Origin of the sequence: Maricaulis sp. (assembly GCF_030149515.1) — a bacterium.
Taxonomy (GTDB): Bacteria; Pseudomonadota; Alphaproteobacteria; order Caulobacterales; family Maricaulaceae; genus Maricaulis.
On record NZ_JASBRI010000015.1, the window covers coordinates 84086 to 109792 of the forward strand.

28 protein-coding genes are annotated in these 25707 nt (G+C 65.5%); 10 read left to right on the plus strand and 18 right to left on the minus strand.

Going from position 1 to position 25707, the window contains the following annotated elements; genetic code table 11:
* Window position 1: 1 nt before the first annotated feature.
* The 3 genes from Q1U94_RS06895 to Q1U94_RS06905 all read right to left on the minus strand — a co-directional run bounded on the left by Q1U94_RS06895 (window position 2) and on the right by Q1U94_RS06905 (window position 3664).
* A complete protein-coding gene (locus Q1U94_RS06895; RefSeq protein WP_300542934.1) occupies window positions 2-553 on the minus strand; it encodes a LemA family protein in 552 nt (183 codons plus the stop codon).
* Between the two features lie 51 nt (window positions 554-604).
* Window positions 605-2881 carry a DNA topoisomerase IV subunit A gene (gene parC / locus Q1U94_RS06900; RefSeq protein WP_300542935.1) on the minus strand — a complete coding sequence of 759 codons (2277 nt, stop codon included), beginning with the start codon at window positions 2879-2881 and terminating at the stop codon, window positions 605-607.
* Window positions 2882-2974: 93 nt separating this feature from the next.
* Window positions 2975-3664, minus strand: coding sequence for a glutathione S-transferase family protein (locus tag Q1U94_RS06905; protein WP_300542936.1), 690 nt, complete (start codon window positions 3662-3664; stop codon window positions 2975-2977).
* 61 nt (window positions 3665-3725) lie between these two features.
* Between Q1U94_RS06905 and Q1U94_RS06910 the strand changes: the two genes are divergently transcribed.
* Window positions 3726-4166: a MarR family winged helix-turn-helix transcriptional regulator gene (locus tag Q1U94_RS06910; protein ID WP_300542938.1), complete on the plus strand. Its 441-nt coding sequence runs from the start codon at window positions 3726-3728 to the stop codon at window positions 4164-4166.
* 93 nt (window positions 4167-4259) lie between these two features.
* Here Q1U94_RS06910 and recO read toward each other — a convergent pair whose 3' ends face one another.
* From recO to folK, 9 genes are all read right to left on the minus strand, one after another.
* A complete protein-coding gene (gene recO, locus Q1U94_RS06915; protein WP_300542939.1) occupies window positions 4260-4988 on the minus strand; it encodes a DNA repair protein RecO in 729 nt (242 codons plus the stop codon).
* 208 nt (window positions 4989-5196) lie between these two features.
* A complete protein-coding gene (era, locus tag Q1U94_RS06920) occupies window positions 5197-6144 on the minus strand; it encodes a GTPase Era (protein WP_300542940.1) in 948 nt (315 codons plus the stop codon).
* Complete coding sequence (rnc, locus tag Q1U94_RS06925) at window positions 6137-6823, minus strand: ribonuclease III (RefSeq protein ID WP_300542942.1); 687 nt, start codon at window positions 6821-6823, stop codon at window positions 6137-6139. Before rnc ends, era begins: the two co-directional genes overlap by 8 nt.
* Window positions 6816-7244, minus strand: a complete 429-nt coding sequence (gene acpS / locus Q1U94_RS06930; RefSeq protein ID WP_300542943.1) for a holo-ACP synthase — start codon at window positions 7242-7244, stop codon at window positions 6816-6818. The genes rnc and acpS overlap by 8 nt, the downstream gene beginning before the upstream one ends.
* The gene (locus Q1U94_RS06935; protein ID WP_300542944.1) at window positions 7241-8008 is read right to left on the minus strand and encodes a pyridoxine 5'-phosphate synthase; all 768 of its coding nucleotides are present in this window, start codon (window positions 8006-8008) and stop codon (window positions 7241-7243) included. Before Q1U94_RS06935 ends, acpS begins: the two co-directional genes overlap by 4 nt.
* The gene (pyrE, locus tag Q1U94_RS06940) at window positions 8005-8589 is read right to left on the minus strand and encodes an orotate phosphoribosyltransferase (RefSeq protein WP_300542946.1); all 585 of its coding nucleotides are present in this window, start codon (window positions 8587-8589) and stop codon (window positions 8005-8007) included. The genes Q1U94_RS06935 and pyrE overlap by 4 nt, the downstream gene beginning before the upstream one ends.
* Window positions 8590-10818 carry a bifunctional (p)ppGpp synthetase/guanosine-3',5'-bis(diphosphate) 3'-pyrophosphohydrolase gene (locus Q1U94_RS06945; protein WP_300542947.1) on the minus strand — a complete coding sequence of 743 codons (2229 nt, stop codon included), beginning with the start codon at window positions 10816-10818 and terminating at the stop codon, window positions 8590-8592.
* A 6-nt stretch (window positions 10819-10824) separates the two neighbouring features.
* On the minus strand, window positions 10825-11196 hold the full coding sequence (gene rpoZ / locus Q1U94_RS06950) for a DNA-directed RNA polymerase subunit omega (RefSeq protein WP_300542949.1): 372 nt from the start codon (window positions 11194-11196) through the stop codon (window positions 10825-10827).
* 46 nt (window positions 11197-11242) lie between these two features.
* Window positions 11243-11815: a 2-amino-4-hydroxy-6-hydroxymethyldihydropteridine diphosphokinase gene (gene folK / locus Q1U94_RS06955; protein WP_300542951.1), complete on the minus strand. Its 573-nt coding sequence runs from the start codon at window positions 11813-11815 to the stop codon at window positions 11243-11245.
* Between the two features lie 24 nt (window positions 11816-11839).
* Between folK and Q1U94_RS06960 the strand changes: the two genes are divergently transcribed.
* Window positions 11840-12379 carry an NYN domain-containing protein gene (locus Q1U94_RS06960; RefSeq protein WP_300542952.1) on the plus strand — a complete coding sequence of 180 codons (540 nt, stop codon included), beginning with the start codon at window positions 11840-11842 and terminating at the stop codon, window positions 12377-12379.
* Window positions 12376-13035, plus strand: a complete 660-nt coding sequence (locus Q1U94_RS06965; protein WP_300542953.1) for a uracil-DNA glycosylase — start codon at window positions 12376-12378, stop codon at window positions 13033-13035. The genes Q1U94_RS06960 and Q1U94_RS06965 overlap by 4 nt, the downstream gene beginning before the upstream one ends.
* Before the next feature lie 207 nt (window positions 13036-13242).
* Here Q1U94_RS06965 and Q1U94_RS14115 read toward each other — a convergent pair whose 3' ends face one another.
* Window positions 13243-13467, minus strand: a complete 225-nt coding sequence (locus Q1U94_RS14115; protein ID WP_366917269.1) for a glutathione S-transferase — start codon at window positions 13465-13467, stop codon at window positions 13243-13245.
* Window positions 13468-13534: 67 nt separating this feature from the next.
* Here Q1U94_RS14115 and Q1U94_RS06970 point away from each other — a divergent pair, with 67 nt between their 5' ends.
* Window positions 13535-14548 carry a GlxA family transcriptional regulator gene (locus tag Q1U94_RS06970; protein ID WP_300542955.1) on the plus strand — a complete coding sequence of 338 codons (1014 nt, stop codon included), beginning with the start codon at window positions 13535-13537 and terminating at the stop codon, window positions 14546-14548.
* Here Q1U94_RS06970 and Q1U94_RS06975 read toward each other — a convergent pair.
* Window positions 14545-14928: a MerC domain-containing protein gene (locus Q1U94_RS06975; RefSeq protein ID WP_300542956.1), complete on the minus strand. Its 384-nt coding sequence runs from the start codon at window positions 14926-14928 to the stop codon at window positions 14545-14547. The two genes, Q1U94_RS06970 and Q1U94_RS06975, sit on opposite strands and share 4 nt — an antisense overlap.
* Before the next feature lie 153 nt (window positions 14929-15081).
* Here Q1U94_RS06975 and Q1U94_RS06980 point away from each other — a divergent pair, with 153 nt between their 5' ends.
* The 4 genes from Q1U94_RS06980 to Q1U94_RS06995 all read left to right on the plus strand — a co-directional run bounded on the left by Q1U94_RS06980 (window position 15082) and on the right by Q1U94_RS06995 (window position 18222).
* Window positions 15082-15597, plus strand: coding sequence for a DUF2796 domain-containing protein (locus Q1U94_RS06980; protein WP_300542957.1), 516 nt, complete (start codon window positions 15082-15084; stop codon window positions 15595-15597).
* Window positions 15594-16313: an ATP-binding cassette domain-containing protein gene (locus Q1U94_RS06985; RefSeq protein ID WP_300542958.1), complete on the plus strand. Its 720-nt coding sequence runs from the start codon at window positions 15594-15596 to the stop codon at window positions 16311-16313. The genes Q1U94_RS06980 and Q1U94_RS06985 overlap by 4 nt, the downstream gene beginning before the upstream one ends.
* A complete protein-coding gene (locus Q1U94_RS06990) occupies window positions 16310-17566 on the plus strand; it encodes an FtsX-like permease family protein (protein WP_300542959.1) in 1257 nt (418 codons plus the stop codon). Before Q1U94_RS06985 ends, Q1U94_RS06990 begins: the two co-directional genes overlap by 4 nt.
* 209 nt (window positions 17567-17775) lie before the next feature.
* Window positions 17776-18222 carry a DUF3299 domain-containing protein gene (locus tag Q1U94_RS06995; RefSeq protein ID WP_300542961.1) on the plus strand — a complete coding sequence of 149 codons (447 nt, stop codon included), beginning with the start codon at window positions 17776-17778 and terminating at the stop codon, window positions 18220-18222.
* Here the strand turns inward: Q1U94_RS06995 and smpB are convergent.
* Both smpB and dapA read right to left on the minus strand, forming a co-directional pair.
* Entirely contained in the window at window positions 18219-18689 is a 471-nt protein-coding gene (gene smpB / locus Q1U94_RS07000; protein ID WP_300542963.1) for an SsrA-binding protein SmpB, read from the minus strand. The two genes, Q1U94_RS06995 and smpB, sit on opposite strands and share 4 nt — an antisense overlap.
* A gap of 6 nt (window positions 18690-18695) precedes the next feature.
* On the minus strand, window positions 18696-19583 hold the full coding sequence (gene dapA, locus Q1U94_RS07005) for a 4-hydroxy-tetrahydrodipicolinate synthase (RefSeq protein ID WP_300542965.1): 888 nt from the start codon (window positions 19581-19583) through the stop codon (window positions 18696-18698).
* A gap of 145 nt (window positions 19584-19728) precedes the next feature.
* Between dapA and Q1U94_RS07010 the strand changes: the two genes are divergently transcribed.
* Window positions 19729-21783 (plus strand): lytic transglycosylase domain-containing protein, encoded by a 2055-nt coding sequence (locus Q1U94_RS07010; protein WP_300542967.1) that lies wholly within the window; start codon window positions 19729-19731, stop codon window positions 21781-21783.
* Between the two features lie 104 nt (window positions 21784-21887).
* Here the strand turns inward: Q1U94_RS07010 and Q1U94_RS07015 are convergent, their stop codons facing one another.
* Entirely contained in the window at window positions 21888-22877 is a 990-nt protein-coding gene (locus tag Q1U94_RS07015; RefSeq protein WP_300542968.1) for a threonine/serine dehydratase, read from the minus strand.
* Between the two features lie 169 nt (window positions 22878-23046).
* On the opposite strand from Q1U94_RS07015, the gene Q1U94_RS07020 reads away from it, so the two are divergent.
* Window positions 23047-24699: a long-chain-fatty-acid--CoA ligase gene (locus tag Q1U94_RS07020; RefSeq protein WP_300542969.1), complete on the plus strand. Its 1653-nt coding sequence runs from the start codon at window positions 23047-23049 to the stop codon at window positions 24697-24699.
* Window positions 24700-24808: 109 nt separating this feature from the next.
* Here Q1U94_RS07020 and Q1U94_RS07025 read toward each other — a convergent pair whose 3' ends face one another.
* Window positions 24809-25576 (minus strand): SDR family oxidoreductase, encoded by a 768-nt coding sequence (locus tag Q1U94_RS07025; protein WP_300542971.1) that lies wholly within the window; start codon window positions 25574-25576, stop codon window positions 24809-24811.
* Window positions 25577-25707: the final 131 nt, after the last annotated feature.

Here is a 25707-nt window from a genome sequence, read left to right on the forward strand (position 1 = left end):
CCTAGAACTTCACCTTCGGGGCGGCGCGTTCGCTCTCGCCGGCCTCGAAGTATTCGCGCGGCTTGAAGCCCATCGTATTGCCGATCACGACGGCCGGGAATTGCTCCAGCGAGGTATTGTACTCGTTGACCGCATTGTTGAAGAAGCGGCGGGCCGCGGCGATCTTGTTCTCCAGATCGGCCAGTTCGGTCTGCAGCGACATGACATTCTGCTTCGCCTTGAGGACGGGATAGCTTTCCGACAGGGCGAAGAGCTGGCGCAGCGCACCAGAGAGCATGTTCTCGGCTTCCGCCAGGCCTTTCAGGGAATCCGCATCGATCGCCTGCTGGCGCGCCTTGGTGACGTTTTCCAGTGTCGTCTTTTCGTGGCTGGCATAGCCCTTCACCGTCTCGACCAGGTTGGGCACGAGATCGTGGCGCTGCTTCAGCTGGACATCGATATCGCCCCAGGCCTGGTTGCAGGTCTGCCGCAAGGCCACGAGCCGGTTGTAGATGACAACCAGGACAACGCCGAGGCCGATGAGAAGGATCAGAACGATAAGACCGGCATCCATGGAACAACTCCTGTCGGCAAGGCCGTTTTCAACTTCAGCTACGAGACTTACCTATTCCGCCTTCGCCTGTGAAGCGAGGAATTCCGAGCCGCGCGGCGCAAAGCGGAGCGAGCGCGGGAAACCGCGCGGGGCCAGCTTGCCGGCCTGGGCCCGCTTGGCGGTCCACAACTGCCAGTCGTCCAGATTGAAACGCCGCCCGGCACCGTCCAGCCAGGTCAGCCCATCCTGCGAGGAGAAGGTGGTGGCGTCGGCCAGGCGCGCACCCTTGCCGCCCATCAGGCGCACCCCCTTGCCGCGCGACATTTGCGGGATTTCCTCCAGCGGGAAGACCAGGAGTTTCTTGTTCTCGCCGACCAGCGCGCACATGTCGCCCATCGCCGGAATGCACAACAGGGCCTCATCACCCTCCATGATGTTGAGGATCTGCTTGCCGCCCTTCTTCATGGCGACGCAGTCCTTCTCCTGGATGCGGAAACCGGTATTGCCGGTCGAGGCCACCAGAAGCGTGCGTTCGGGATCGTATTTGAACAGCCCGATCGGCGCGGCGTCCTCGGGCAGGTCGACATGCAGGCGCACCGGTTCTCCATGCCCGCGCCCGCCGGGCAGTTTGGAGGCTTCCAGCGTGTAGAACTTCCCGTCCGTGGCGAACATCAGCAGCTTGTCCGTCGTCTCGCACTTCACGGCAAAGGCCGAGCGGTCGCCTTCCTTGAATTTCAGTTCGGTGACGTCGTTGATATGCCCCTTCAGCGCGCGCACCCAGCCGCGCTCGGAGAGAACGGCGGTGATCGGTTCGCGCACCACGAAGGCCTCGATGGGCGCATCGCCGGCAATGTCCGGGGCTTCGCCGAAGGCCGAACGCCGGCGCCCCAGGGGCGTTGTCTCCGCATAGTATTCACCGACCTCGGCAATCTCGCCGCGCACCATCTCCCACTGGATCTCGACAGAGCCGATGAGCTGTTTCAGTGCCGTGCGTTCGGCGCGGAGAGACTTGTCTTCCTTGCGGATTTCCAGCTCTTCCAGCTTGCGCAGGGCACGCAGGCGCATGTTGAGAATGGCCTCGGCCTGACGGTCGGTGAGGTCGAAGGTCTCGATCAGCTTGGCCTTGGGCTCGTCCTCGAAGCGGATGATGCGGATCACCTCGTCCAGATCGGCATAGACGATGAGATAGCCGGCCAGAACCTCCAGCCGGTCTTCCACCTTGGCCAGCCGCGTCTCGGCCCGGCGCACGGCGACCTCGCGACGGTGTTCCAGCCAGATCTGCAAGGTCTCGCGCAGCCCGATCACCCGCGGCGTACCGGTGGGATCGAGCACATTCATGTTCAGCGAGATCCGGGTTTCCAGATCGGTGAGCTTGAACAGGGATTCCATCAGCATGTCGGGATCGACGAGCTTGGATTTGGGCTCCAGCACGAGGCGGATATCCTCCGCGCTCTCGTCGAGAATATCGTCCAGCAGCGGCAGCTTCCTGGCATCCATCAACTGGGCGATGCGTTCGACCAGTTTGGATTTCTGCACGAGATAGGGAATCTCGGTGACCACGATGCGCCACATGCCGCGGCCGACATCTTCCCGCTCCCATTTCGCCCGCACACGGAAACCGCCGCGGCCGGTCTCATAGGCTTCGCGAATGGAGGCTTGCGGTTCCACGATCGTGCCGCCGGTGGGGAAGTCCGGACCCTGCACATGCGCCATCAGCGCGTCGGTATCGGTGTCCGGATTGTCGATCAGAGCGATGGCCGCCGCGCAGATCTCGGCGACATTGTGCGGCGGGATGGAGGTTGCCATGCCCACGGCGATGCCGGTGGAGCCGTTGGCCAAAAGGTTCGGGAAGGCGCCCGGCAGGACGACGGGTTCGCGCTCCGACCCGTCATAGGTCTCCTCGAAATCCACGGTGCCGTGCTCGATATCCTGCAGCAGCAGTTCGGCCGCCCTGGTCAGGCGCGCCTCGGTGTACCGCATGGCGGCCGCGCCATCGCCGTCGATATTGCCGAAATTTCCCTGCCCCTCGACCAGCGGATAGCGCGAGGCGAAATCCTGGGCCAGACGCACCAGCGCGTCATAGACGGCCTGGTCGCCATGGGGGTGGTATTTACCGATCACATCGCCGACCACGCGCGCCGACTTCTTGAAGGCCTGGTCCGGGTTCAGCTTCAGCTCGCGCATGGCGTAGAGCAAACGCCGGTGCACCGGCTTCAGCCCGTCGCGCGCATCCGGCAGCGCCCGCTGGGTGATCGTGGAGAGCGCATAGGCGAGATAGCGCCGCGACAGCGCCTCGTCGAACTTCTCCTCGATGATATGCCCGCCGTCGGGATCGAAATGATCGCCCATAGCCTACGCCTCTTGATTCGGAGAGGACCAGTATACCGGACGGCACCGGAGAGGCAGGGCTGGGGCGCAGGATTTACTGTGGGCAAGCCGGTATCAAGCCGCCTCCACCTCCGCGCCCAGCAGGGTCGAGACATAACTCCCCCGCCCGATCAGGAATGCCCGCAGCCGCTCCGGATAATCCTCGCCCACGGCGTCGCGCACCGAGGGCTGTTCGGCCAGTGCGCTGCGCCAGCGGTTTACCTTGCCCAGCCCTGTGAAGATGCCGAAATCGCCGATCGCGTCGAAGGTGTCGAAATATCGGAAGACGGGTCCGTAGACGGCGTCGACGAGAGAGAAATCCTCGCCGGCGAAATAGGGCCCATCGCCCAGCACACCTTCCAGACGGGCGAATCCGAGGGAGAGTGCGGCGGCCTTCTCCTGGAAGCCGGCCCGGTCGGGAGCATTGTAGAGGCCGGCGACAAGATTGAGCTGGGCCGAGCCGAATTCGATCCACGAGCGGTGGCGGGCGCGTTCCAGCGTGTCGTCCGGGTGCAGCCGCGGCTCAAGCGTATCCTCCAGATACTCAAGAATCACGGCGGATTCGAAGATCGGATGGCCGTCGACCAGCAGAACCGGCACCTTGCCCAGCGGGGAAATCTCCAGAAACCAGGCCGGTTTGTTCGATAAATCGATATCCACCCGCTCGAAGGGCACGCCCTTCTCGGCCAGCGCGATGGCGGCGCGCTGGGCGTAGGGGCAGAGCTTGTGGCTGATCAGGCGGAGCTGGGGCGTTGTAGCGGTCATCGGTCTTCCCTTTTCATGCAGATGCATGGAAAATGGGGAGCGGCAAACTATATGCAAGTGCATGAACCAGAAAATTTCCACCACTTCAGCCAGGGCTCGGGCCTGGATTGCCCTCTACCGCGCCTGGACCCGCGTCTCCGGCCTCGTGGAAACGCGCCTGAAACAGGCCGGCCATCCGCCGCTGGCCTGGTATGACGTGCTCTGGGAACTGGAGAAGATGTGCGACTGCTACCTGCGCCCGGTGGAACTGGAGGCGCGGCTCCTGATGCAGCAGCACAATCTCTCCCGTCTCCTCACCCGGATGGAAACCGCCGGCCTGATCGAAAAGCTCCGCTGTCCCGAAGACGGCCGCGGCCTGCGCGTCCGGCTGACGGAACAGGGGCGCCAGATGCGCAACGCGATGTGGGAGGTGTATCGTCCCGCGCTGGACGATGCGCTGGAGGCGTTGTCGCCGGCGGAGGCGGACGCGCTGGCGGAACGGCTGGACGGGCTGGGCGTGTAGGCTTTGGCGGTCGCGCCTTATCTCAAATCTACTCCTCTACCCCCCGGAACAAGGACCCGGGCGTGTGCCGGTGTGCAAGAAGGCCTCACCGCCCTACATCAGCCCCGCCCGCTCCAGTTCCTGGATCAGCCGCACTCGCGCCTCGGGCAATTGCTTGTCCACCGGCCACAGCACGCGGCGTTCGAGGAAATAGCCGGTCAGTTCCAGCCCCTTCGCGATATCGCGCTCGGCGATCTCGCCGGAGCCGCGCATGAAGCCGGGCAGTTCCAGAAGCCTGGCGGCGTAGGGAGCAGCCTCCTCGCGGCAGACGGCGCGGCCGGTGCGCGGCGAGACGTGGCTCAGATCGTCGGCTGCGCCGGTGACGGCGCATTTGCGCAGATCCAGGCCATAGCCCAGATCGGACAGCAGTCCCGCCTCCCAGCGGACATAGAGGGCGGGCCAGACCTCGGGGTTTTCGAACGCGGCGAGCAGGAGACAGAAGCCTTCATGCACCGCCGGGTGGGCCTCGCGTTCGGGCAGGGCCATGATCGCCAGGGCGCAGGCGGCGTTGAGCCCCGCCAGGGCCGCCCGATCCTCCATCACCGCGCCGGCGCCCAGATCGTCGGCCTCGATCCGGAACAGGCCGAGATGCTCCGCCAGCCGTGCCCGCCAGCTGGCCGTGACCTTGTTGCCCGGCTGCAGGATCGGCCGCATGGCCCGCGACCGCGCGCCCTTGACCAGTCCGGCATGCCGGCCCTGCCCTTCGGTCAGGATTTCCACGATGGCACTGGTCTCCCCGTGCGGCCGCACCTGGAGAATGATGCCCTTGTCACGCCATTCCATGGGAGGGTTTTAGGCGAGTCTCGAAGACCTGTCTTGAAAAGCGCAGGAAAACATCCTTCACCTTGATGGGGAAGGTGGGCCGAGGCAAAGCCTCGGGCCGGAAAGGGTGAATCCCGATGGCGGATAGCTATCCGATACCTCGCCCCCAACTCCATCCACCCCCGGCTTCGCGGCGGTCCCCCTGCCCCATCAAGGGGCAGGATGGCACCTAAACGTCGAAATCCAGGCCAACATCCTTGTAGTGCGAACGGCGGGCCATCCACTTCGGATCGACCTTGACGTTGAGGAAGAGATGGACCTTGCAGCCCAGCGCCTCTTCCAGCTCCTTGCGGGCGGCTTCGCCGATCGCCTTGATGGCGGCCCCGCCCTTGCCCAGCACGATGGGTTTCTGGGTCTCGCGTTCGACGATGATGGACTGTTCCACCCTAATCGATCCGTCGCGCAGGCGTTTCCAAACCTCGGTCTCGACCATGGACGCGTAGGGCAGTTCCTCGTGCAGGCGCAGATAGACTTTCTCGCGGGTGATCTCGGCGGCGAGTATGCGCGTGGGCAGATCGGCGACCTGGTCCGGCGGATAGTGCCAGACACCCTCGGGCATCAGCCCGGCGAGGAAGCTCTTGAGCTGGTTGATACCGGACCCTGTCTTCGCAGAGATCATGAAGACATCGGAATAAACTCCGGTTTCGTATAACTCCTGCGACATGGCCAGCAGATGGTCGCGCTCGATCAGATCGACCTTGTTCAGTGCCAGGATCGCCTTGCGTCCGGTTCGTTTGAGGCCCTCGACAACGCGCTCATCGTCCTGGACCATTCGCTTGTCGCCGCTCTTGGCGCCGCCGTGTTCCAGCCGCGCGCGGGCGCCGGCATCGATGACATGGACGATGGCGTCGGCATCGTCGGCCCCGGCCCAGGCGGCTGCCACCATGGACTTGTCCAGCCGGCGTTTCGGCGCGAAGACGCCCGGCGTATCCACCAGCACGATCTGGCCTTGACCCTCCAGGGCCACGCCGCGCACGGCGAAACGCGTGGTCTGCACCTTGTGGGTGACGATGGAGACTTTTTCGCCGACCAGCGCATTGGTCAGGGTCGACTTGCCGGCATTGGGCGAGCCGATGATGGCGGCAAAGCCGCAGCGGGTTTGTTCGGTCTCAGACATGCTGTCCTTCACGTTCGAGAAGCGCCGTGGCGGCGGCGCGTTCGGCGGCCTGCTTCGATCCGCCCTCGCCCACCGCCGGGTCGAGCGGCGCCACACTCACCTCGACGGTGAAGACCGGGCGGTGATCGGGCCCGGAACGTTCGGTGAGCTGGTAGCGCGGTGTGCCATGGCCCTTGCGGGCGGCCCATTCCTGCAACGCCGACTTGGCGTCCTTGGGCCTGGCCTTGAGCGCCTCGATATGGCTGCCCCAGAATCGGTCGTAAAAGGCCTGCACCGCAGGCCGGCCGCCATCGAGATAGATGGCCGCGATCAGCGCCTCGCAGGCATCGCCCAGGATGGAGACCTTTTCCCGGCCGCCGCCGCGGTCTTCCGACCGGCCCATTTTCAGCGCATCGCCCAGTCCGATCTCGCGCGCCACGGCAGCGCAGGTCTCCTTGCGCACCAACGTATTGAGGCGCGGCGCCAGGGCGCCTTCATTGGCGCTGTCGAAGAGTTTGAACAGGGCTTCCGCGGTCATCAGGCCCAGCACCCGGTCGCCGAGGAATTCCAGGCGCTCGTAGGAGCGCACGCCCTTGCGCCCGTCGCCATAGCTGGCATGGGTCAGGGCGCGGTCGAAAAGGCCTCTGTCCTTGAAGGTATAGCCGATGCGCGCTTCCAGCCTTGCCGCCGCATCAGCCATGGGCCAGACCGTCCAGATGGTGGCCCAGCGGCCTTGCCTCGATCACCACGAAGGCCTGGGCCCAGGGGTGATCGTCGGTGATGGTGATATGGGCATGAGCCTCCATACCCTCAGGCGTCAAATGGCGCAGGCGTTCCAGCGCCCGGCCGGTAAAGGCGAGCGTCGGCTTGCCGCCGGGCAGGTTCACCACGCCGATCTCCTTCCAGGAGACGCCGCGCGCGATCCCCGTGCCCAACGCCTTGGCCCCCGCCTCCTTGGCCGCAAAGCGCTTGGCATAGCTCGCCGCGCGCATCCGCCGCCGGTCGGACTTGGCCTGCTCGATCTCGGTAAAGCAGCGCTGCACGAAACGGTCGCCGAACCGGTCGAGCGACTTCTCGATGCGCCGGATATCCATCAGGTCGGAGCCGAGGCCGATGATCATGACGCCATCTCCGCCCGCGCCTCGGCGATCAGGCCGCGCATGGTCTCCACCGTCTCGCGCAGGCCGCGGAAGATCGCCTCGCCGATCAGGAAATGGCCGATATTGAGCTCTGCCACTTCGGCAATCGCGGCAACGGGTTTGACCGTATCGTAGGTGAGACCGTGGCCGGCATGCACTTCCAGGCCGCGCGCATGGGCGACCGCCGCGGCCTCGCGAAGGCGTTCGAGCAGGCGTTGCTGCTCGGCCCTGTCCCCGGCCAGCGCGGCCTCGCAATAGGCGCCGGTGTGCAGCTCGACCACCGCCGCGCCCATGGCCTCGGCCACGGCGATCTGTACGGGATCGGGCTCGATAAAGAGCGAGACGCGAATGCCCGCCTCGCCCAATTGGCGCACGAAGGGCGCGATGTGATTGTGCCCGGCGGCCACGTCGAGCCCGCCCTCCGTGGTCCGCTCCTCGCGCTTTTCCGGCACCAGGCAAACCGCGTGCGGCTTGTGGCGCAGAGCGATGTCCAGCATTTCCTGGGTCGCCGCCATTTCCAGATTCAGCGGCAATTCAATCTCGGCCATCAACCGGTCGATATCGGCATCGGTGATGTGGCGCCGGTCCTCGCGCAGGTGCGCGGTGATGCCGTCCGCACCGCTTTCGGCCGCCTGGCGCGCCGCGCGCACGGGATCGGGATGCGCCCCGCCGCGGGCGTTCCTGATCGTTGCGACATGGTCGATATTGACGCCCAGGCGCACGGAGGACGGCCTATTGTGTGTCATGCCAGGCCTCGGCTCCCCGGCTTGACCGCCGGAATGGCTTCCAGTTCCGGCGGCAACTGGTCGGCCGGATAGGCCGGCACCTTGTATTCGGTCAGTGCGATCAGCGGCACGCCGACATCGGCTTCGCCGCCGGACCGGTCGACCAGGCAGGCCTCGGCGACAACCGTCGCGCCCGTCGCCCTGATGGCCTCGATGCATTCGCGCGAGGAAAGCCCGGTGGTGACGATATCCTCGACGACCAGAACCTTGTCGCCGGCAGAGAGTTCAAAGCCGCGGCGCAGGGTGAATTCCCCGTTCTCGCGTTCAACATAAAGCGCCTTGAGCCCCATCTGCCGCGCCGTTTCATAGCCCGGCACGATGCCGCCCACGGCCGGCGAGACGATGACGGTCGGTTCGTCGTCCAGCTCGGCCTTCACCTTCCCGGCCAGCGCCCTGCACAGTTTTTCCGTACGAGCGGGATCGGCGAACACCTTGGCCTTTTGCAGGAAAACCGGGCTGCGCAGTCCCGAGGACAGGATGAAATGGCCTTCCAGAAGGGCTCCGGCGGCGCGGAATTCGGCCAGGACTTCGTCGCGTGTCATCTACTCTTTGATCTCCTCGATTTCAGCCCGCATGCGCTCGGCCGAGACGACCGAGGGACACATGCGCAGCGCCGCCAGGATATTGGCGAGATGGCGGGTGTCGAACACCTCGACATCGAATTCCATGTCGAAAAAGTCCTGGGAACGCCGGCGCGTCTTCACACTGGCGATATTGCCGCGATTCTCGGAGACGGTTTTGGCGATCTCGGCCAGCACGCCCTGCCCGTTGTGCAGCACCGCCTCGATACGGGCCATGGATACGGCATTGGCTTCGGCTTCGGCCGTCCAGGCCAGGTCGAGCCATTGATCCATGTCGGCATCCTCGTGCTCGGCCAGGGCCTCGCAGTCGATCGTGTGGATCTCGATCCCCTTTTCCGGGATCAGCAGGCCGACAATGCGGTCGCCGGGCAGTGGCGAACAGCAATCGGCAAAGTGCAGCGTAACCCCCGGCGTGAGCCCGCGGCCGCGCACGAAGAGGCGGGCCTTTTCGTCCTGGATGAGTTCCCGGCCGGTGACGTCGCCGCGCTCGTCCAGGCGCCCCGGGAAAGCGGCATTGAGAAGATCGTGGGTCGAGACCCGGCCGCGGCCGAGATTCTCGTAGAGTTCGTCGACATCCTTGATGTCCAGCCGCGCCAGCGCTTCCTTCAGATCGCCCTCGATCAGGGTGCGGCCTTCGCGGCGGAAAGCGTGTTCGGCCATGATCTTGCCGATGCGGTGGAACTCGTCGCGCTCGCTTTCGCGGATCAGGCGGCGGATGGCGGCACGGGCCCGGCCGGTAATGGCCAGGTTTTCCCAGCCCTGGGGCGGCTGGCGGACCCCGCCCTTGACGATCTGCACCACATCGCCATTGCGCAATTGCGTACGCAGCGGCCGTTCGCGGCCATTGATCTTGGCCGCCACCGTGGTGTGGCCCAGCTCGGTATGCACGGCATAGGCGAAATCCAGCGGCGTTGCTCCCGCAGGAAGGGAAATCAGGTCGCCCTGGGGCGTGAAGCAATAGACCTGGTCGGCGAACATCTCGAGCTTGGCGTGCTCGAGAAACTCGTCAGGATCGCCGCCCTGGTTGAGGATCTCCACGAAGGGACGCAGGCGCTCCAGCGGATCGCCGCCGGCGGCCTGGGCCGCATCGGCATCATAGGTGTAGGTGGAATTCTTGTAGCGCCAGTGCGCGGCGACACCGCTTTCGGCCACCGCTTCCATCTCCTCGGTGCGGATCTGCAGCTCGACGCGCACATTGTGCGGGCCGATCACCGTGGTGTGCAGGGAGCGGTAATTGTTCGGCTTGGGCAGGGAAATGAAATCGCGGAACCGCTCGGGCATGCAGCGCCAGGCCTGGTGGATCACGCCGAGCGCACGATAGCATTCGTCCGGCGTCCCCACGATCAGGCGGAAGGCGTAGATGTCGGCGATCTCCTCGAAGGTCAGCCCCTTGCGCTCCAGCTTGCGCCAGATCGAATAGGGCCGCTTTTCGCGGCCGAAAATGCGCGCCTCGATACCGGCGCTGGCGAGATGGTCGGTGATCGCTTCGGATACGGCGGATACCTCGTGCGCATGCTGGTCGCGCAACAGTTTGAGACGCTTGGTGATCGATTCATGGGCGGCCGGATTGATGTGCTGGAAGGCCAGGTCCTCCAGCTCCACGCACACCCGGTTGATCCCGATGCGCCGCGCCAGCGGGGCATAGATTTCCAGCGTTTCCAAGGCGATACGCTCGCGCTTGTCCTGGCGCGAAATCGCATCCAGCGTCCGCATATTGTGCAGCCGGTCGCACAGTTTCACGATCAGAACGCGCACATCGGCCGAGATCGCCACGACCAGTTTCTGCAGGTTTTCGGCCTGTTTGGTGCGCTTGGAGCGCAGCTCCATCTGGCCCAGCTTGGTGACCCCGTCGACCAGGCTGGCCGTCTCCTCGCCGAATTCGCGGGTAATGTCTTCCAGCGTGGCCGGCGTGTCCTCGACGGTGTCGTGCAACAGGCCGGTGCAAACCGTGGCCACATCCATGCGCAGATCGGCCAGGATCATCGCGACCTGGGCAACATGGGCGAAATAGGGCTCGCCCGAGGCCCGGCGCTGCGGCCGGTGCGCTTCCTCGGCAAAGCCATACGCCCGCCGCACAAAGTCCGGATCGACTTTCGGGAAATACCGCTGGATACGGCCGATCAGCTCGTCCGCGCTGGGTATGGCGGGCGGCGGCGAGGCCAGGTCGGATGACGTCGCGCCGAGTGTCACGGCAGTCTAGAGACGGCCGTCAGGCGCGCCATCCCTGTCATTTTGCAGAGCCTTGAGCATTTCGGCCTCGTCCATCTCGACGGGCGGAGCCGGCAGGGCTTCCATCTCCGGTGGAGCGTCCTGCTTGGCAGCCTCTTCCTCGTCCTCGCTGGGAAGCACGCGCTGGAGACCGTTGACCAGGCTGTCCTTCAGCCCGTCCATGTCCAGCGTCTCGTCGGCGATCTCACGCAGGGCGACAACCGGATTCTTGTCGTTGTCCCGCTCGATCGTCAGCGCCGAGCCGGCCGAAATATTGCGGGCGCGATGCGCCGCCAGCAGGACGAGGCGGAAGCGATTGGGGACTTTTTCGATACAATCTTCGACGGTGACGCGAGCCATGCGCGCGATCTCCTTGAACCAGCGCTGGAGTTTGGAACCGCGTTCCCTACCCCTCCCGCCCTGCAAAAGCAAGGCTTGCGGATGTGTGGGGATCGACCGGTTGCAGCTTGCATGTGGCGTCGCGGTCGGTCTTTGACAAGGCCGCGATCAGGGCTGCGATTCCCTCACCGCTTTGCGGATGGGTCCAGTCCGGTGCGATTTCCGCCAGGGGCAGCAGGACGAAGGCGCGTTCGCGCGCCCGGGGGTGCGGGATTTCAAGGCCTTGCGCATCCGCATCCACACAGCCGCGAAAGTCGACGAGATCGAGATCCAGCGGCCGCGGCGCGTTGCGCACGGTGCGCTCGCGCCCGAAGGCGGCCTCGACGGCATGGAGCCGGTCCAGCAGCGCCCGCGGCGACAGCGCGGTTTCCAGTTGCGCAACCGCATTCACATAGGCCGGGTCCGCAGGATCCGGCCAGGCCGGGCTCGACCAGTCGGAGGAGCGTGCCGCCACCGCAATCTCCCCATCGTCTTCCAGCGCCGCCAGCGCGGCGGCCAGTGTCTGCCGCGGCGTGAGATCACCGGATGGAAGGTTGGCGCCAAGCGCGATATAGATGGCGTCGGAATTCATTTCACGCATGCTTTCATTATAGGATACAAGACGATGGCCTTTTATCCCGACGAGCGGATCGGTCTCTTTATTGACGGTGCCAACCTGTTCTCCACCACCAAGGCGCTGGATTTCGACATCGATTTCAAACGCCTTCTCGACGAGTTTCGCAAGCGCGGCAAGCTGATCCGCGCCAACTACTACACGGCCCTGCTGGAGCACGAGGACTACAATCCGCTGCGCCCGCTGGTCGACTGGCTGGACTATAACGGTTTCTCCGTCATCACGAAGCCGGCCAAGGAATACACCGACGAAGGCGGGCGCCGGCGAATCAAGGGCGACATGGATATCGAACTGACCGTCGACATGCTCGAGGCAGCCACCTATCTCGATCACATCATCCTGTTTTCCGGCGACGGAGATTTCAGCCGCGCCGTCCGGGCAGCCCAGTCCAAGGGCGCGCGGGTCAGCGTCGTCTCTTCGCTGAAGACCTCGCCCTCGATGATCTCCGACGATCTGCGCCGCGCTGCCAACACCTTCATCGAACTGGCCGATCTGGAAGCCATGATCGGACGCGATGGAGGCGGCGCGTGAACGCACGCGTGCCTGCCGAAGCCCCGCTAGACTGCCCGCTCTGCCCGCGTCTGGTGGCCTTCCGCGAGGACACGGCCCGGGCCCATCCTGACTGGCACAATGCGCCGGTGGAATCCTTTGGACCCGGGACTGCCCGCCTGCTGGTCGTCGGCCTGGCGCCGGGCCTGCGCGGCGCCAACCGTACCGGCCGGCCCTTTACCGGCGATTGGGCAGGCGATCTGCTGTACGCCACGCTGGGCAAGTTCGGCTTTACGCGCGGCACCTATGACGGCCGGCCGGACGACGGGCTGGAACTCGTCGATGCGATGATCACGAATGCGGTGCGCTGCGTGCCGCCGGAGAACAAGCCGGTCGGGGCCGAGGCCAATGCCTGCCGTCCCTATCTGACGGCGCGCATTGCCGCCCTGCCCCGGTTGAAAGCGATTCTCTGCCTGGGCAAGATATCCCACGACAACACGCTGCGAGCCCTGGGTCACCGGATGAAGGACGCGGCCTTCGGCCATGGTGCGACGGCGCCCCTGCGTGGGCCGAACGGACCCGTCCGCCTCTTCGACAGCTATCACTGCTCGCGCTACAACACGAATACCGGCCGTCTCACCGAAGCCATGTTCGAAACCGTCTTCGCGGATATCCGTACCTATCTCGATGCCGGCTGAGCGGCATGGCGGCCCGCGGTCAGGCCCACGGGCCGCGCCAGCTCGATCCCTGCCACACGTGCCGCCGTCTCCCCGGCCGGCAAGGCCGGCGCGACACGCCTGTTAACAATGTCAGAATTTGCGCCCCGGAGCACATCGCGCGTGGCATCGAGGCTTCCTGCCGCAAGCCAGCCTGCAAAAGGGTTAACCGTCTGACCTTGCGGGTTATCAACATCTGACAGCATTCTCGGCCCCCTTCCCGGCACCTGCCGCTTCATCCGGCCCGATGGCCGTTTCGAAGGCCATAGCGGCCGCCTCGAACCTGTCCCGGCAACCAGGATTGCAGAAGCCGACGAGCCGTCCCCGGTATCGTGTCAGACTGTCGCTCCGAACCGGTTTTCCGGACCAGGAGCATGTTGCATTTGCGACCGTCTCGCTTTCTAGTGCGGGCATCGGTGTTCACCTCGCTGCGTGCTGACTCCGCCTGTTAGGCCAGCCCCAAAATGGCGCAAATGACGCAATGCCCGCTTTTTCTGCCAAACCCGATCTGATCGACCGCCACGTCGCCTTCTTGACCTATGACGGGGTCAAACTCCTCGATGTGACTGGGCCGTTGCAGGTCTTTTCCGACGCCAATGAACTGCTGGGCCGGCCGGCCTATGGCACGACGCTGGCCTCGCTCTATGGCGGACCGGTAACGACGGATACCGGTGTGCTGCTGAATACCCGCCGGCTGGCGGGTGTGGGCCTGGACACGGCCGACACGCTGATCGCGTGCGGTGGCAATGGCGTCTATACGGCCAGCCGCGACAACCGCCTTCTGGCCGCGATCCAGCGCGCCTCGGAAAAATGCGGCCGGGTGGCCTCGACCTGTACGGGCGCCTTCCTGCTGGGCGCGGCCGGCCTGCTGGACGGCCGCCGTGCGGTGACCCATTGGCAGCGCTGCAAGGACCTGGCCGAGGCCTGTCCGAAGGCCGAGATCGATCCCGACCCGATCTTCATCGAGGATGACGGTGTGTGGACCTCGGCCGGCGTCACCGCCGGCATCGATCTCGCCCTGGCCCTGGTGGAGACCGACCAGGGACGGGATCTGGCACTGGAGCTGGCACGCAACATGCTGGTCTATGTGAAGCGGCCGGGCGGTCAGGCCCAGTTCTCCGAAGCCCTGAAACAGCAGACACGCTCGGTCTCCGGCCGGTTCGACGCGCTGCATTTCTGGATGAGGGACAATCTCACCGCAGATCTGCGCGTGGACGCGCTGGCCGCTCGCTGCGGCATGAGCCCGCGCAATTTCGCCCGGCTCTACACCGAAGAGACCGGCCACACCCCGGCCCGAGCCGTGGAGCAGATGCGGGTGGAAGCGGCCCGCGCCATGCTGGAAAACCCGGCGGTCAGCATCAAGACCGTGGCGGTGCAGACCGGTTTCGGGAACGACGAGCGCATGCGCCGCTCCTTTGCCCGGCAACTGGGCATCACGCCGCAAGCCTATCGCGAACGCTTTGCCGTCGAGGTGGCGGAGAGCGTGTCGGCCTAGAAATCGTCGGCGGTGCCGGCATGCCTGTGTGCGCCTGCGCTTGCTCCCCAAGCCAGGGCATGCGCCGCCGAAAGCGCCAAGGCGCCGATGACTGTGACCCAACGCTCGAACGTCTCGCCGATCTCCGCCAATGCCCCGTAGAACAAGAGAGTGAGCCCCGTCAGTGCCAGCCCGCGCAGACCGGCACCCAGCCAACCGGACGGCCAGCGGCGCATGGCCGCCAGGGCCACCAGCAAGGCCGCCAGGGCGAGCGCCACATGGACCCATTCGGCTTCGGCCCAGGCCAGCACCGGGCTTGCGGACACAAGTACCGGCAGGGCCAAGCAATGGACAAGGCAGGCTCCGGAAAGGCTGATCCCCACAATGTCGCGTGTCCGCATTAACCTGTCTCCCTGCAAGCAGACGCGCCCTCGCACGCCGGGTTTATGACGGAATTTCAATGAAAGCGCGCTTGAGCGCCCGGATAAGTTATATAATAACGTAGCGATAAACGTTACAACATAACACAGCAGAAGGGTGCAAATCCGGCCGTCATGACTGTTCCAGCGCTTTTCTCCTTCCTCGCAGCCGTCGCCGCGTCCCAGCACGGGGGCCATGTTCACGGCACCGGCACAATCGGCATCGCCGCCAGTGCAGATGGTGATGTCGTTGCCGAACTGGTCGTACCGGCCGACACAATCTACGGCTTCGAGCGCGCGCCCCGCGACGAGACCGAACGCGGGATCATCGCGGCCGCGCATCGCCACCTGCTCGATACGGGCCGCGCGCTCAGCTTCAATCGCGAGGCCGCGTGCGATCCGTCCGGCAGCGCGATACTTGCGGGCCCGTTCGGCCATGACGCACATGACGACGCGGCCGACGAGGCCCATCACGACGTGTCGGTGACCTATCGGTTCCGGTGCGCCCGTCCCGGCCGCATCGAACGCGTGGAGACCGGTCTTTTCGCCCGTTTCCGGCGCTTCGAGGACATAGATGGCGTGTTCGTCGCCCCGGACCGGCAGACCGGGTTCGAACTCTCCGCCACGGCCCCGGCAGCGCGTCTGCGATGATGCCTGGCAGACCCGCCCATCCTGCCGCCATCGATATCGGGGCCCTGCGCCACGCCTGGCCCGGCGAGGCGGATATCCTTCGGATCGACCGCTTTCACGTTGCGGCCGGCGAACGGGTCTTTCTGGCGGGACCCAGCGGCAGCGGCAAGAGCACGCTGCTCGGCCTGATCGCCGGGATCACGCCCTGCCAGCAGGGCCGTGTTGCGATACTCGGCGATCCGGTGGGCGGCATGAGCCCGGCCCGGCGCGATGCCCACCGCGCGGCCCATATCGGCGTCATCTTCCAGCTCTTCAATCTGGTCCCCTACCTGTCGGCGCTGGAGAATACCCTGCTGCCGCTGCGTTTCTCGCCGCAGCGCGCCGAACGCGTGCGCCGCACCGGCCAGACACCGGTAACCGAAGCCCGGCGCCTGCTGGATGTTCTCGGCCTGGATGAAACCACACTCGGAAAGCCTGCGACCGCGCTGAGCATCGGCCAGCAGCAGCGTGTGGCCGCAGCCCGGGCCCTGATCGGCCATCCCGGCCTGATCATCGCCGATGAGCCCACATCCGCGCTCGATCGGGAGAGCCGCGACGGCTTCATCGATCTGCTGAACAGCGAATGCGCCCGCACCGGCGCCGCCCTCCTCTTTGTCAGCCACGATACCGCGCTGGCGGCCGGCTTCGACCGCCATGTCGATCTGCGCGACATCAATCGCATGGCGATCGCGGCATGAGTGCGCCCCTCACCCGGCTGGCCCGCAAAAGCCTTCTCAATCGCGGCGTCTCGGTCGGCCTGACCGTGCTCTCGGTGGCACTCAGCGTGATGCTCTTCCTCGGCGTGGAGAAAATCCGGACCGGCGCACGCGACGGTTTCCACGCCACGATTTCCGGCACGGATCTCGTGGTCGGTGCCCGGGGCGGCGCGGTCAATCTCCTGCTCTACTCGGTTTTTCACCTTGGCGATCCGACGGCGAATATCGGCTGGGACAGCTACGAACGTGTCGCCACGGCCCCCGGCGTCGCCTGGACCGTGCCGGTTTCACTGGGCGACTCGCATCGCGGCTATCGCGTCGTCGGCACGACGCCGGCCTATTTCGATCGCTATCGCTACGGCCGGCGGCAGGCCCTCCGCTTTGCCGACGGGCGGGGATTTGACGGCATCTATCAGGCTGTGATCGGCGCCGAGACGGCCCGGCGGCTGGGCTATGGCCTGGGCGACGAGATCACGCTTTCGCACGGGATCGGCGAGGTCAGCTTTGCCGAGCACACCGGACACCCCTTCCAGATCACAGGCATTCTCGCTGCCACCGGCACGCCCGTCGACCGGTCGGTACTGGTTTCGCTGGAAAGTCTCGAAGCGATTCATGCGGGCTGGGACAGCGGGGTTGCGCGATCCGGCGCGCAGGCCGCAACCGGCGGCTCCGGCCTTCAGCCCGACAGCGTCACGGCCATCCTCGTGGGCACGGACAGCCCGATCCGGGTGCTGAGCCTGCAACGCCAGATCAACACCTATCGCGGCGAGGCGCTGAGCGCGGTGATGCCGGGCGTGGCCCTCAGCCAGCTCTGGCGGGTGATCGGGGCGGGGGAAACCGCACTCCGCGCGATCTCCGTCCTGATCGTTTTCGTCGGACTCTCCGGCATTCTCACCGCCCTTTCGGCCGGACTCAACGAACGCCGGCGGGAGATGGCGGTGCTGCGGGCGATCGGCGCCAGACCGCAGGAAATCTTCGCTCTGATGACGCTGGAAGCCGCCGCCATCGCCTTCGCCGGTGCGCTCGCGGGCATCCTGGCGGTCAATCTCGCCTTCCTTGCCGTTTCCGCCCGGGTAATGCGCCGCTACGGCCTAGATCTGGGACAGGCCGGTCCCGGCCTCACCGATCTCGGCGTGCTGGCCGCGGTCACCCTGGCCGCCGCGGTCCTGGGCAGCTGGCCGGCCTGGCGCGCCCAGCGCAACGCCCTCGCCGACGGATTGTCCATACGCCTGTGAGACCCACCATGCCCCGCCTCGCCCTCGCTCCGCTTTTCGCCCTTCTGCTCGCCGCCTGCGACGCCGATATATCCGGGACTTCCCCTCCTGGTCCCCCGGCCGGGGCGGCGGACCGGTCCCCGGCGGCCGATGACAATGCCCCTCTGCGCGCCCAGCCCCCGTCCGGGACGGCATCGCCGGAAACGGTACCGAAGGAACGGCCCGGCGATATGGCCCTGACGATCAATTGGGACGATCTCCTGCCCGAAGGCGAGCTTGAACGGCTGGAGGAACTCTATGCCGCAGCCTATTCCATGTCCGAGCTGAACCATTTCGGCGGCCAGGCGCCGCAGATCGGCACGTTCAATGTGGAGGAGGCCCTGATCGGCCAGACGATACGCATGCCCGGCTATATCCTGCCGCTGGACTACGAGGCCCGCGACGAGCTTACGGAATTCCTTCTTGTGCCCTATTTCGGCGCCTGCGTTCACACGCCTCCTCCGCCACCCAACCAGATCGTCTACGTCACGACGGGCGAGCCGGTGGATATCGCCGAAGTCTGGGCGCCGGTCTGGGTCACCGGCGTTCTCAGTGCCGACCGGCACGACAACGAGATGGGCGACGCGGCCTATACGCTGGACCTGATCGCCCACGAACCCTATGAGCGCCGGCGCTAGCCGAAATTCTTCAGCAGACGGGATTTCTGCTTGTCCCATTCGCGCCGCTTGATGGTCTCGCGCTTGTCGACCGTCTTCTTGCCCTTGGCCAGACCGATCTGGAGTTTGGCGATGCCGCGATGGTTGAAGAAGAGCCGCAGCGGGATAATGGTGCGGCCATCCCTGGTCACGGCACCGGTGAGCTGGGCGATCTCCTTCTTCTTCAACAGGAGTTTGCGGTGCCGCCGCGGCTCGTGATTGAAGCGGTTGGCCGGGCCGTAGGGCGGGATGTCGGCATTGATCAGCCAGATCTCGCCCTTTTCCGGCGAGACATAGCTTTCCGCGATGTTCGCACGGCCCTCGCGCAGGGATTTGACCTCCGAGCCCATCAGCATCAGGCCGGCTTCGAAAGTCTCCTCGATTTCATAATCGAACCGGGCGCGCCGGTTGACGGCGACGGCCCCGGTTTCCGTCTTCGGCTTGCTCATAGTGTCCTACACGTCCGCCGGCTCGAGAAGTCCGGCCATCGCCAGCGCCTCGCGCACAGCCTTTCTCGAAGCTTCGTCAGGCTCGGTCAGGGGCAGGCGCAGCTCGGTATTCATGACCCCCAGGAGCGACATGGCGTATTTGCTCGGTCCCGGGCTGGAGGAGGAAAACAGTGCGTGATGCAAAGGCAGAAGCCTGTCGTTCAGGGTCCGCGCCGTCTCCCAGTCGCCGTTCAGGGTCGCCTCCTGGAATTTCGCGCACAATCCGGGCGCCACGTTGGACGTCACCGAGATCGCACCCACACCACCGGTAGCGTTGAAACCCAGCGCGGTCGGATCGTCACCGGACAGCTGTACGAAATCGGGACCGATCAGGCGCCGATGCTGGGCCACACGCGCCATGTCGCCGGTGGCGTCCTTGATGCCGACCACATTCGCGAGCGTCGCGATCCGCGCCACGGTTTCGGCGGCAATATCGACGACCGTACGCCCCGGCACATTGTAGACGACGATCGGGAGATCGACGGCTTCGCTAATGGCCCGGAAATGCCGGTACAGGCCTTCCGCATTGGGTTTGTTGTAATAGGGTGCGACGACCAGGCCGGCATCGGCACCCAGTTCCTTCGCGCGGGCCTGGTTCTGGATCGCCACGGCGGTGTTGTTCGAGCCCGTGCCGGCAATGACGGGGACACGCCCCCCTGCCGTCTCGATCACGATCTCGACCACGCGCATGTGTTCCTCGAAGGTCAGCGTGGCGCTTTCCCCAGTCGTGCCGCAGGGAACCAGGCCGTGCGAGCCCGCCACGATCTGGCGCTCGGCCAGCGCAGCAACGGCATCCTCGTCAACGGCCCCATTCTTGAAGGGGGTGACCAGCGCAGTGATGGACCCTTTGAACATGTTTCAATCCCGGAAACCGCAAAACGAGCGCGCGACCATATCGGTGGCGGCGGACACGGCCAAGTCTTCTTGTCAAGTCTGGACAGTCGGCCGGATTTGGGCCGATGATGGGCGGCCTACTCGGTCAGAAAGTGTTCCACGATCCATGATCGCCCGTTGTCTCTCCGTCCTGGCGCTGCTCGCTGTCGCCGTGCCGGCCTTCGCCGATGAAGTGCCCACGCCGCGCATCCGCCCCGAACCGGTGAATTTCTCGCAGTATCTTTCCGATGCCGACTTCACCCGCTTCCGCCGCGGCCTCGATGCGGCCGACGACGAAGACTGGGATACGGTCCGCGACATCCGGCTGGACCTGACGGACACGTCGGCGCGCAATATCCTGTTGTGGCGCATCGCCCTTGGCGATCCGCGCTCCACCTTCCTCGAGCTCGATCTGGCCCTCAGCGAACTCGACAACTGGCCGCGCGACAGTTTCATCCGTTCGGAAGCCGAATCCAAGATCGACGATAGCGGGCTGACAGCCCCCTTCATCGTCAACTGGTTCCAGGCCAACCCTCCGGCCACCGGCCGCGGCAAGGTCAGCTATGCCGAAGCCCTGATCGAGGTCGGGCGCGTCGACGAAGGCGAGGCCCTGCTGCGCGAGGCCTGGAGCGGCGACTACCTGCCGCTCGATGCACAGCGCGACACCTATCAGACCCATCGCGACCGCCTTAGCGAAGCCGATCACATGGCCCGGATCGACTATCTGATCTGGTCCAATCAGCGCACAGCGGCCCGCCGCGTCCTGCCCCTGCTCAGCGGCACCAACCGCGATCTCGCCGATGCCCGCCTGCGCCTGGCCGGGCGGCAGAGCGGGGTGGATCGCGCGGTCGACCGCGTTCCCGCCTCCATGGTGGGCGACCCGGGCCTGGTCTTCGAACGCGCACGCTGGAGGCGCCGGGCCGGATTGCGCGACGATGTCCTGCCGCTGCTCCTGCAACTGCCCGACGCTTACGGCAATGTGAACGCGCTGGAACTGATGTGGACCGAACGCAAGCTGATGATCCTGACCCTGATCCGGGATCGGGACTACGACACCGCCTATCAGCTGGCCCGGGCCCATGGCCTGTCCTCGGGCGCGGACTTCGCGGATGCTGAATTCATGGCGGGCTGGCTGGCCCTGGTCCATCTCGACCGGCCGGAGGATGCCCTCGCCCACTTCACGCGGCTGCGCGACAATGTCACCACGCCGGTGTCGCAATCGCGCGGCTCCTACTGGATGGCCCGGGCCGCCGACGCGCTGGGCCGTCACGAGGAGGCGGCGGCCTATTACGCCGAGGCGGGCGAACACTCCACTGCCTATTACGGCCAGCTGGGCGTTACCCAGCTGACCGGCGCCGACAGTATCCTGGCGCTCGAACGCGACCCGGAGCCGACCGAAGAGACACGCATCCGTTTCGAGGCCCGCCCGCTGGTCCGGGCCATGCGCCTGCTGGCCGAGCAGGACGAGGAATATTATTTCCGCCTCTTCTCATACCGGCTGGACGACCAGCTGACCGATCCGGCCGAATCCGTCCTGCTGGCACGCCTCGCCTCGAATTATCTCTATATCCGCCAGTCGGTCCGTGCGGCCAAGGCGGCGCGCCTGCGCGGCATTATCCTGCCGCAGAGCGCCTATCCCACGATCGAGCTGCCGCAAGTCGCCTCGCTGCGACCGGAAGATGCGCTGGTGCATTCGGTGATCCGCCAGGAAACCGAATTCGGCCAGCACGCCGTATCCGGCGCCGGTGCGCGCGGCATGATGCAGATGCTGCCCTCAACCGCCCGGGCCACCGCCCGCCAGATCGGCGAGCCCTATCGTTTCAACTGGCTGACCGACGATCTCGACTACAATCTCACCCTGGGCATGCACCATCTTGCCGACGTGGTGAACGAATTCGACGGTTCCTATGTGCTGGCCCTGGCCGCCTACAATGCCGGCGCCCACCGCGCCCGGCGATGGATCCAGGATTATGGCGATCCGCGCGATCCCGACGTCGACCCGATCGACTGGGTGGAGAGTATTCCGTTCTCGGAGACCCGCAATTACGTTCAGCGCGTCATGGAAAACCTGCAGGTTTACCGCTCACGCCTTAACGACGACGCGGCTGTCCCGCTGGAGATCGAAAGCGATCTGCGGCGGGGTTCGGCACCGGTCGTGGTTCTGGCGGAGGACGGGGAGTAAGCGCCCAGCGGGGTTCGATGCGGCGAGCGCCAGGGATACGGACAATCAGCACATGCTTGTTGTCCGGCTGGCAGTAGATCGCGTGGCTTGAGTGTTCGTTGCGCCTAAGCGCGCTCCAGCGCCCGCGTGAACATTGCCCTGTCCACATTCCCGCCGGTGGCGAACACGCAGACCGTCCTTCCGGCTACGTCGAGCTTGCCCGAGAGGACGGCGGCCAGCGCCACGATTCCGCCGGGTTCGGTGACGATTTTCAGATGCCGCCAGGCAAAGGCCATGGCGTCGAGGGCGTCCTCGTCGCTGACGGCGGCCGACCCGGCCAGTTGCTGCGCGTTCAACGACCAGGTCAGCTCTCCCGGTGTGGGCGTGATGATGGCGTCGCAGATCGAACCGGTCAGACGGTCGTTTGTCTCGCGCCGGCCGGAGGCCAGCGACCGGCCGTGATCGTCGAAGCCTTCCGGCTCGGCGACGAAGATCTGCGTGGCGGGGTGATGGTGCAGCATGGCCAGCCCCACACCGGCAATCAGCCCGCCGCCGCCGGCGCCGCAGATCACCATGTCCGCCCCTGCACCGTATTCCGCCAGCTGCTCGGCCGCCTCGAGGCCCGCCGTGCCCTGGCCGGCGATGATGAAAGGGTCCTCATAGGGCGGCACCAGGATACGCCCTTCGGCTTCGGCGATGGCCCGGCCCATCTCCTCCCGGCTCTGCGTGGCCCGGTCGAAAGAGATCACCTCCCCGCCCCAGAAGGTCACACCGTCGACCTTGGACCGGGGCGCATCGGTCGGCATCAGGATTTTCGCGCTGGTGCCGTTCAGCCGCGCCGCCGCCGCCACACCCTGGGCGTGATTGCCGGAGGAATAGGCGATGACGCCCCGCGCCTTTTCGGCGTCGGACAGGCGGGAAATGCGGTTGAAGGCGCCGCGGAACTTGAACGAGCCCGTCCGCTGCAGGCATTCGGCCTTCACGAAGATGCGGGCCCCGGTCAAGTCGTCCAGAAGGTCGTTGCGCAAAAGCGGCGTACGCACGGCATGGCCCGCCAGCCGGCGCGCGGCATCGGCGACATTCTCATAGGACGGAGGGGCGATCTGTTGCAGCATGTCGGGCGTTCCTTTCGTGCAAGCCATGCGAATCCGGCCCCCCGGCCGTCACGGAAACGCTTAGGCAATACAGCGCGATTGAGCAAAGGGATTGCGCCGTCGCCGCTTAGGCCGTTTGATTGGGCAAAACACCAAAACCTCGAACGGTCGATTGAATAAGGGGAGAAACATGACCTTGCGCGCACACATGATGGACTGTCCGTTGATGATTTCGGATATTCTTGTCCATGCTGCGAAGTGCCATGGCGATCAGGAAATCGTCACGCGCCTGCCGGAGAGCGGGCAGATCCACCGGCAGAACTACGCCCGGACGCACGAGCGCACGAAACAGCTCGCCAATGCGCTCCAGAAGAAGCTGAAAATCCGCGAAGGCGACCGGGTTGCGACCATCGCCTGGAACTCCCACCGCCATTTCGAACTCTATTATGCCATCTCCGGCGTCGGCGCGGTGGTGCACACGGTCAATCCGCGCCTCGATCCCAAGCAGATCGTCTGGATGCTGGACCATGCCCAGGCCAAGGCGGTCTTCTTCGACAAGCAGTTCGCACCCCTGATCGACGGCATCGCCAAGGCCTGCAAGTCGGTGAAGAACTGGGTGCTGATGACCGACAAGTCGCATGCCGACGCAGTCCAGACCAGATCTAAGACCTATGAGGAACTCATCGGCGACCAGCCGGCCGATTTCGACTGGCCGGTCTTCGACGAGAATGCCGCGGCAGGCCTTTGCTATACGTCCGGCACGACGGGCGACCCCAAGGGCGTGCTCTATTCGCACCGCTCCAACGTGCTGCACGCCCTGGCCTGCAATGCCTCGGATGTCATCGGCGTGGGCGCGCGCGGCAATCTGATGCCGGTCGTGCCCATGTTCCACGTCAATGCCTGGGGTATTCCCTATGCCGCGCCGATGAGCGGGGCGAAACTGGTCATGCCCGGCGCCCAGCTGGACGGACCCAGCCTGCACGAGCTGATCGAGGGTGAGAAAGTGTCCTATGTCGCCGGCGTGCCGACGGTCTGGCTCGGCCTGCTGAACTATCTGGACAAGGAGCAAAAGCGCATCGACAGCGTCGAGCGCGTGCTGATCGGCGGTTCCGCCCTGCCCGAGGCGCTGCTGCGGGCCTATGAGGACCGCTATGGCGTAACCATGCAGCAAGGCTGGGGCATGACCGAGATGAGCCCGCTGGGCACGGTCAACGCCCTCCTGCCCAAGCATGACGGGCTCGACCGCGAGGAGATCGTCAAGATCAAGCTGAAACAGGGCCGGCTGGTCTTCGGCGTAGGCATGCGCATCGTCGACGACGAAGGCAGGGAACTGCCCTGGGACGGCCAGTCCTCCGGCCATGTCCAGGTGCGCGGCCCCTGGATCGCCTCCTCCTATTATCGCGGAGCGGGCGCGGAGAGTTTCACCGGAGATGGCTGGTTCTCCACCGGAGATGTGGCGCATATGGACGGAAATGGCTTCATGACCATCACCGACCGGTCCAAGGATGTGATCAAGACGGGCGGGGAGTGGATTTCCTCCATCGATCTGGAAAATGCCGCCATGGGCCATCCCGACGTCGCCATGGCCGCCGCCGTGGGCATGCCGCACCCGAAATGGCAGGAACGTCCGCTGCTCATCGTGCAGGTCAAGGACGGCATCGAACAGTCCGACGCCACCCGGGACTCGATCCTGGAATACCTGCGCGGCGAAGTGCCGAAATGGTGGCTGCCCGATGCGATCGAATTCGTCGACGAAATGCCGATCGGCGCCACGGGCAAGATCCTCAAGACCAAGCTGCGGGAGATGTTCAAGGACTATGAGTTCCCGGGCGTCGAGGCCTAGACCTCCGGGAATACTCCCAACAACACCCCCCGGCATTCGCCGGGGGGTGTTTTTTTGTCCCGGACACGATCCACCCGCCCTGCAGGGCGAGAATGCATGCCCGCCTGTCCTACAGGCTCTGGCCGCCGGACACCTCGATCCGCTGGGCCGTCGTCCACATGAAGTCACCCAGCAACAGGCTGGAGACGGCCCCGCCGATATCGTCGGGCTGACCGACCCGGCCCAGTGCCGTGGCCGCGGCGATTCCGGCATTCATGTCCGCGTTGTCGCGCACCATGCCGCCGCCGAAATCGGTCTCGATAGCGCCGGGGGCCAGCGTGTTCACGGTGATGCCGCGCCCGCCCAGCTCCTGGGCCTGGTAACGCGTCAGCACCTCGATCGCGCCTTTCATCGCGGCGTAGGCGGAAAAGCCGGGCACGGCGAAACGGGTCAGACCCGTGGACACATTCAGGATGCGCCCGCCATCGGCGATGACCGGCAGAAGGGCCTGGGTGAGAAAATAGACGCCCTTCACATGCACATTCATCAGGCTGTCGAATTCGGCCTCGCCGGTCTCGGTGAACGGCTTGTAGACGCCGTGGCCGGCATTGTTGACCAAGCCGTCGAACGTCCTGCGCTGCCAGCGCGTGTCGAGAACCGACTTCAACCGGGTGACAAACGCGCCGAAGCTGGCGGTATCGCCGGTGTCGAGCGGCAGGATCTCGGCCTTGCGGCCCAGCGCCTCGATATCCGTCCGGACCGCTTCGGCCGCGTCGCGCGCATTGCGATAGGTCAGTACGATATCGGCGCCCTTGCGCGCCAGGTGGAGCGCGGCATTGCGGCCCAGGCCGCGGCTGCCGCCAGTGATCAGAACGACGGGAGTGGTGTCTTGGCTCATGGAAATGCCTCCGGTTGGGGTGGGGCTCCGATCTAGCGCTGCCGCGTCGTCGGGGCCTGCCGCATTTTCCGCAAAACCTGCCCGATCCTCCAAAACCCGGCCGGCTGCAGCTTGCATCGCCCGCGCCGGAG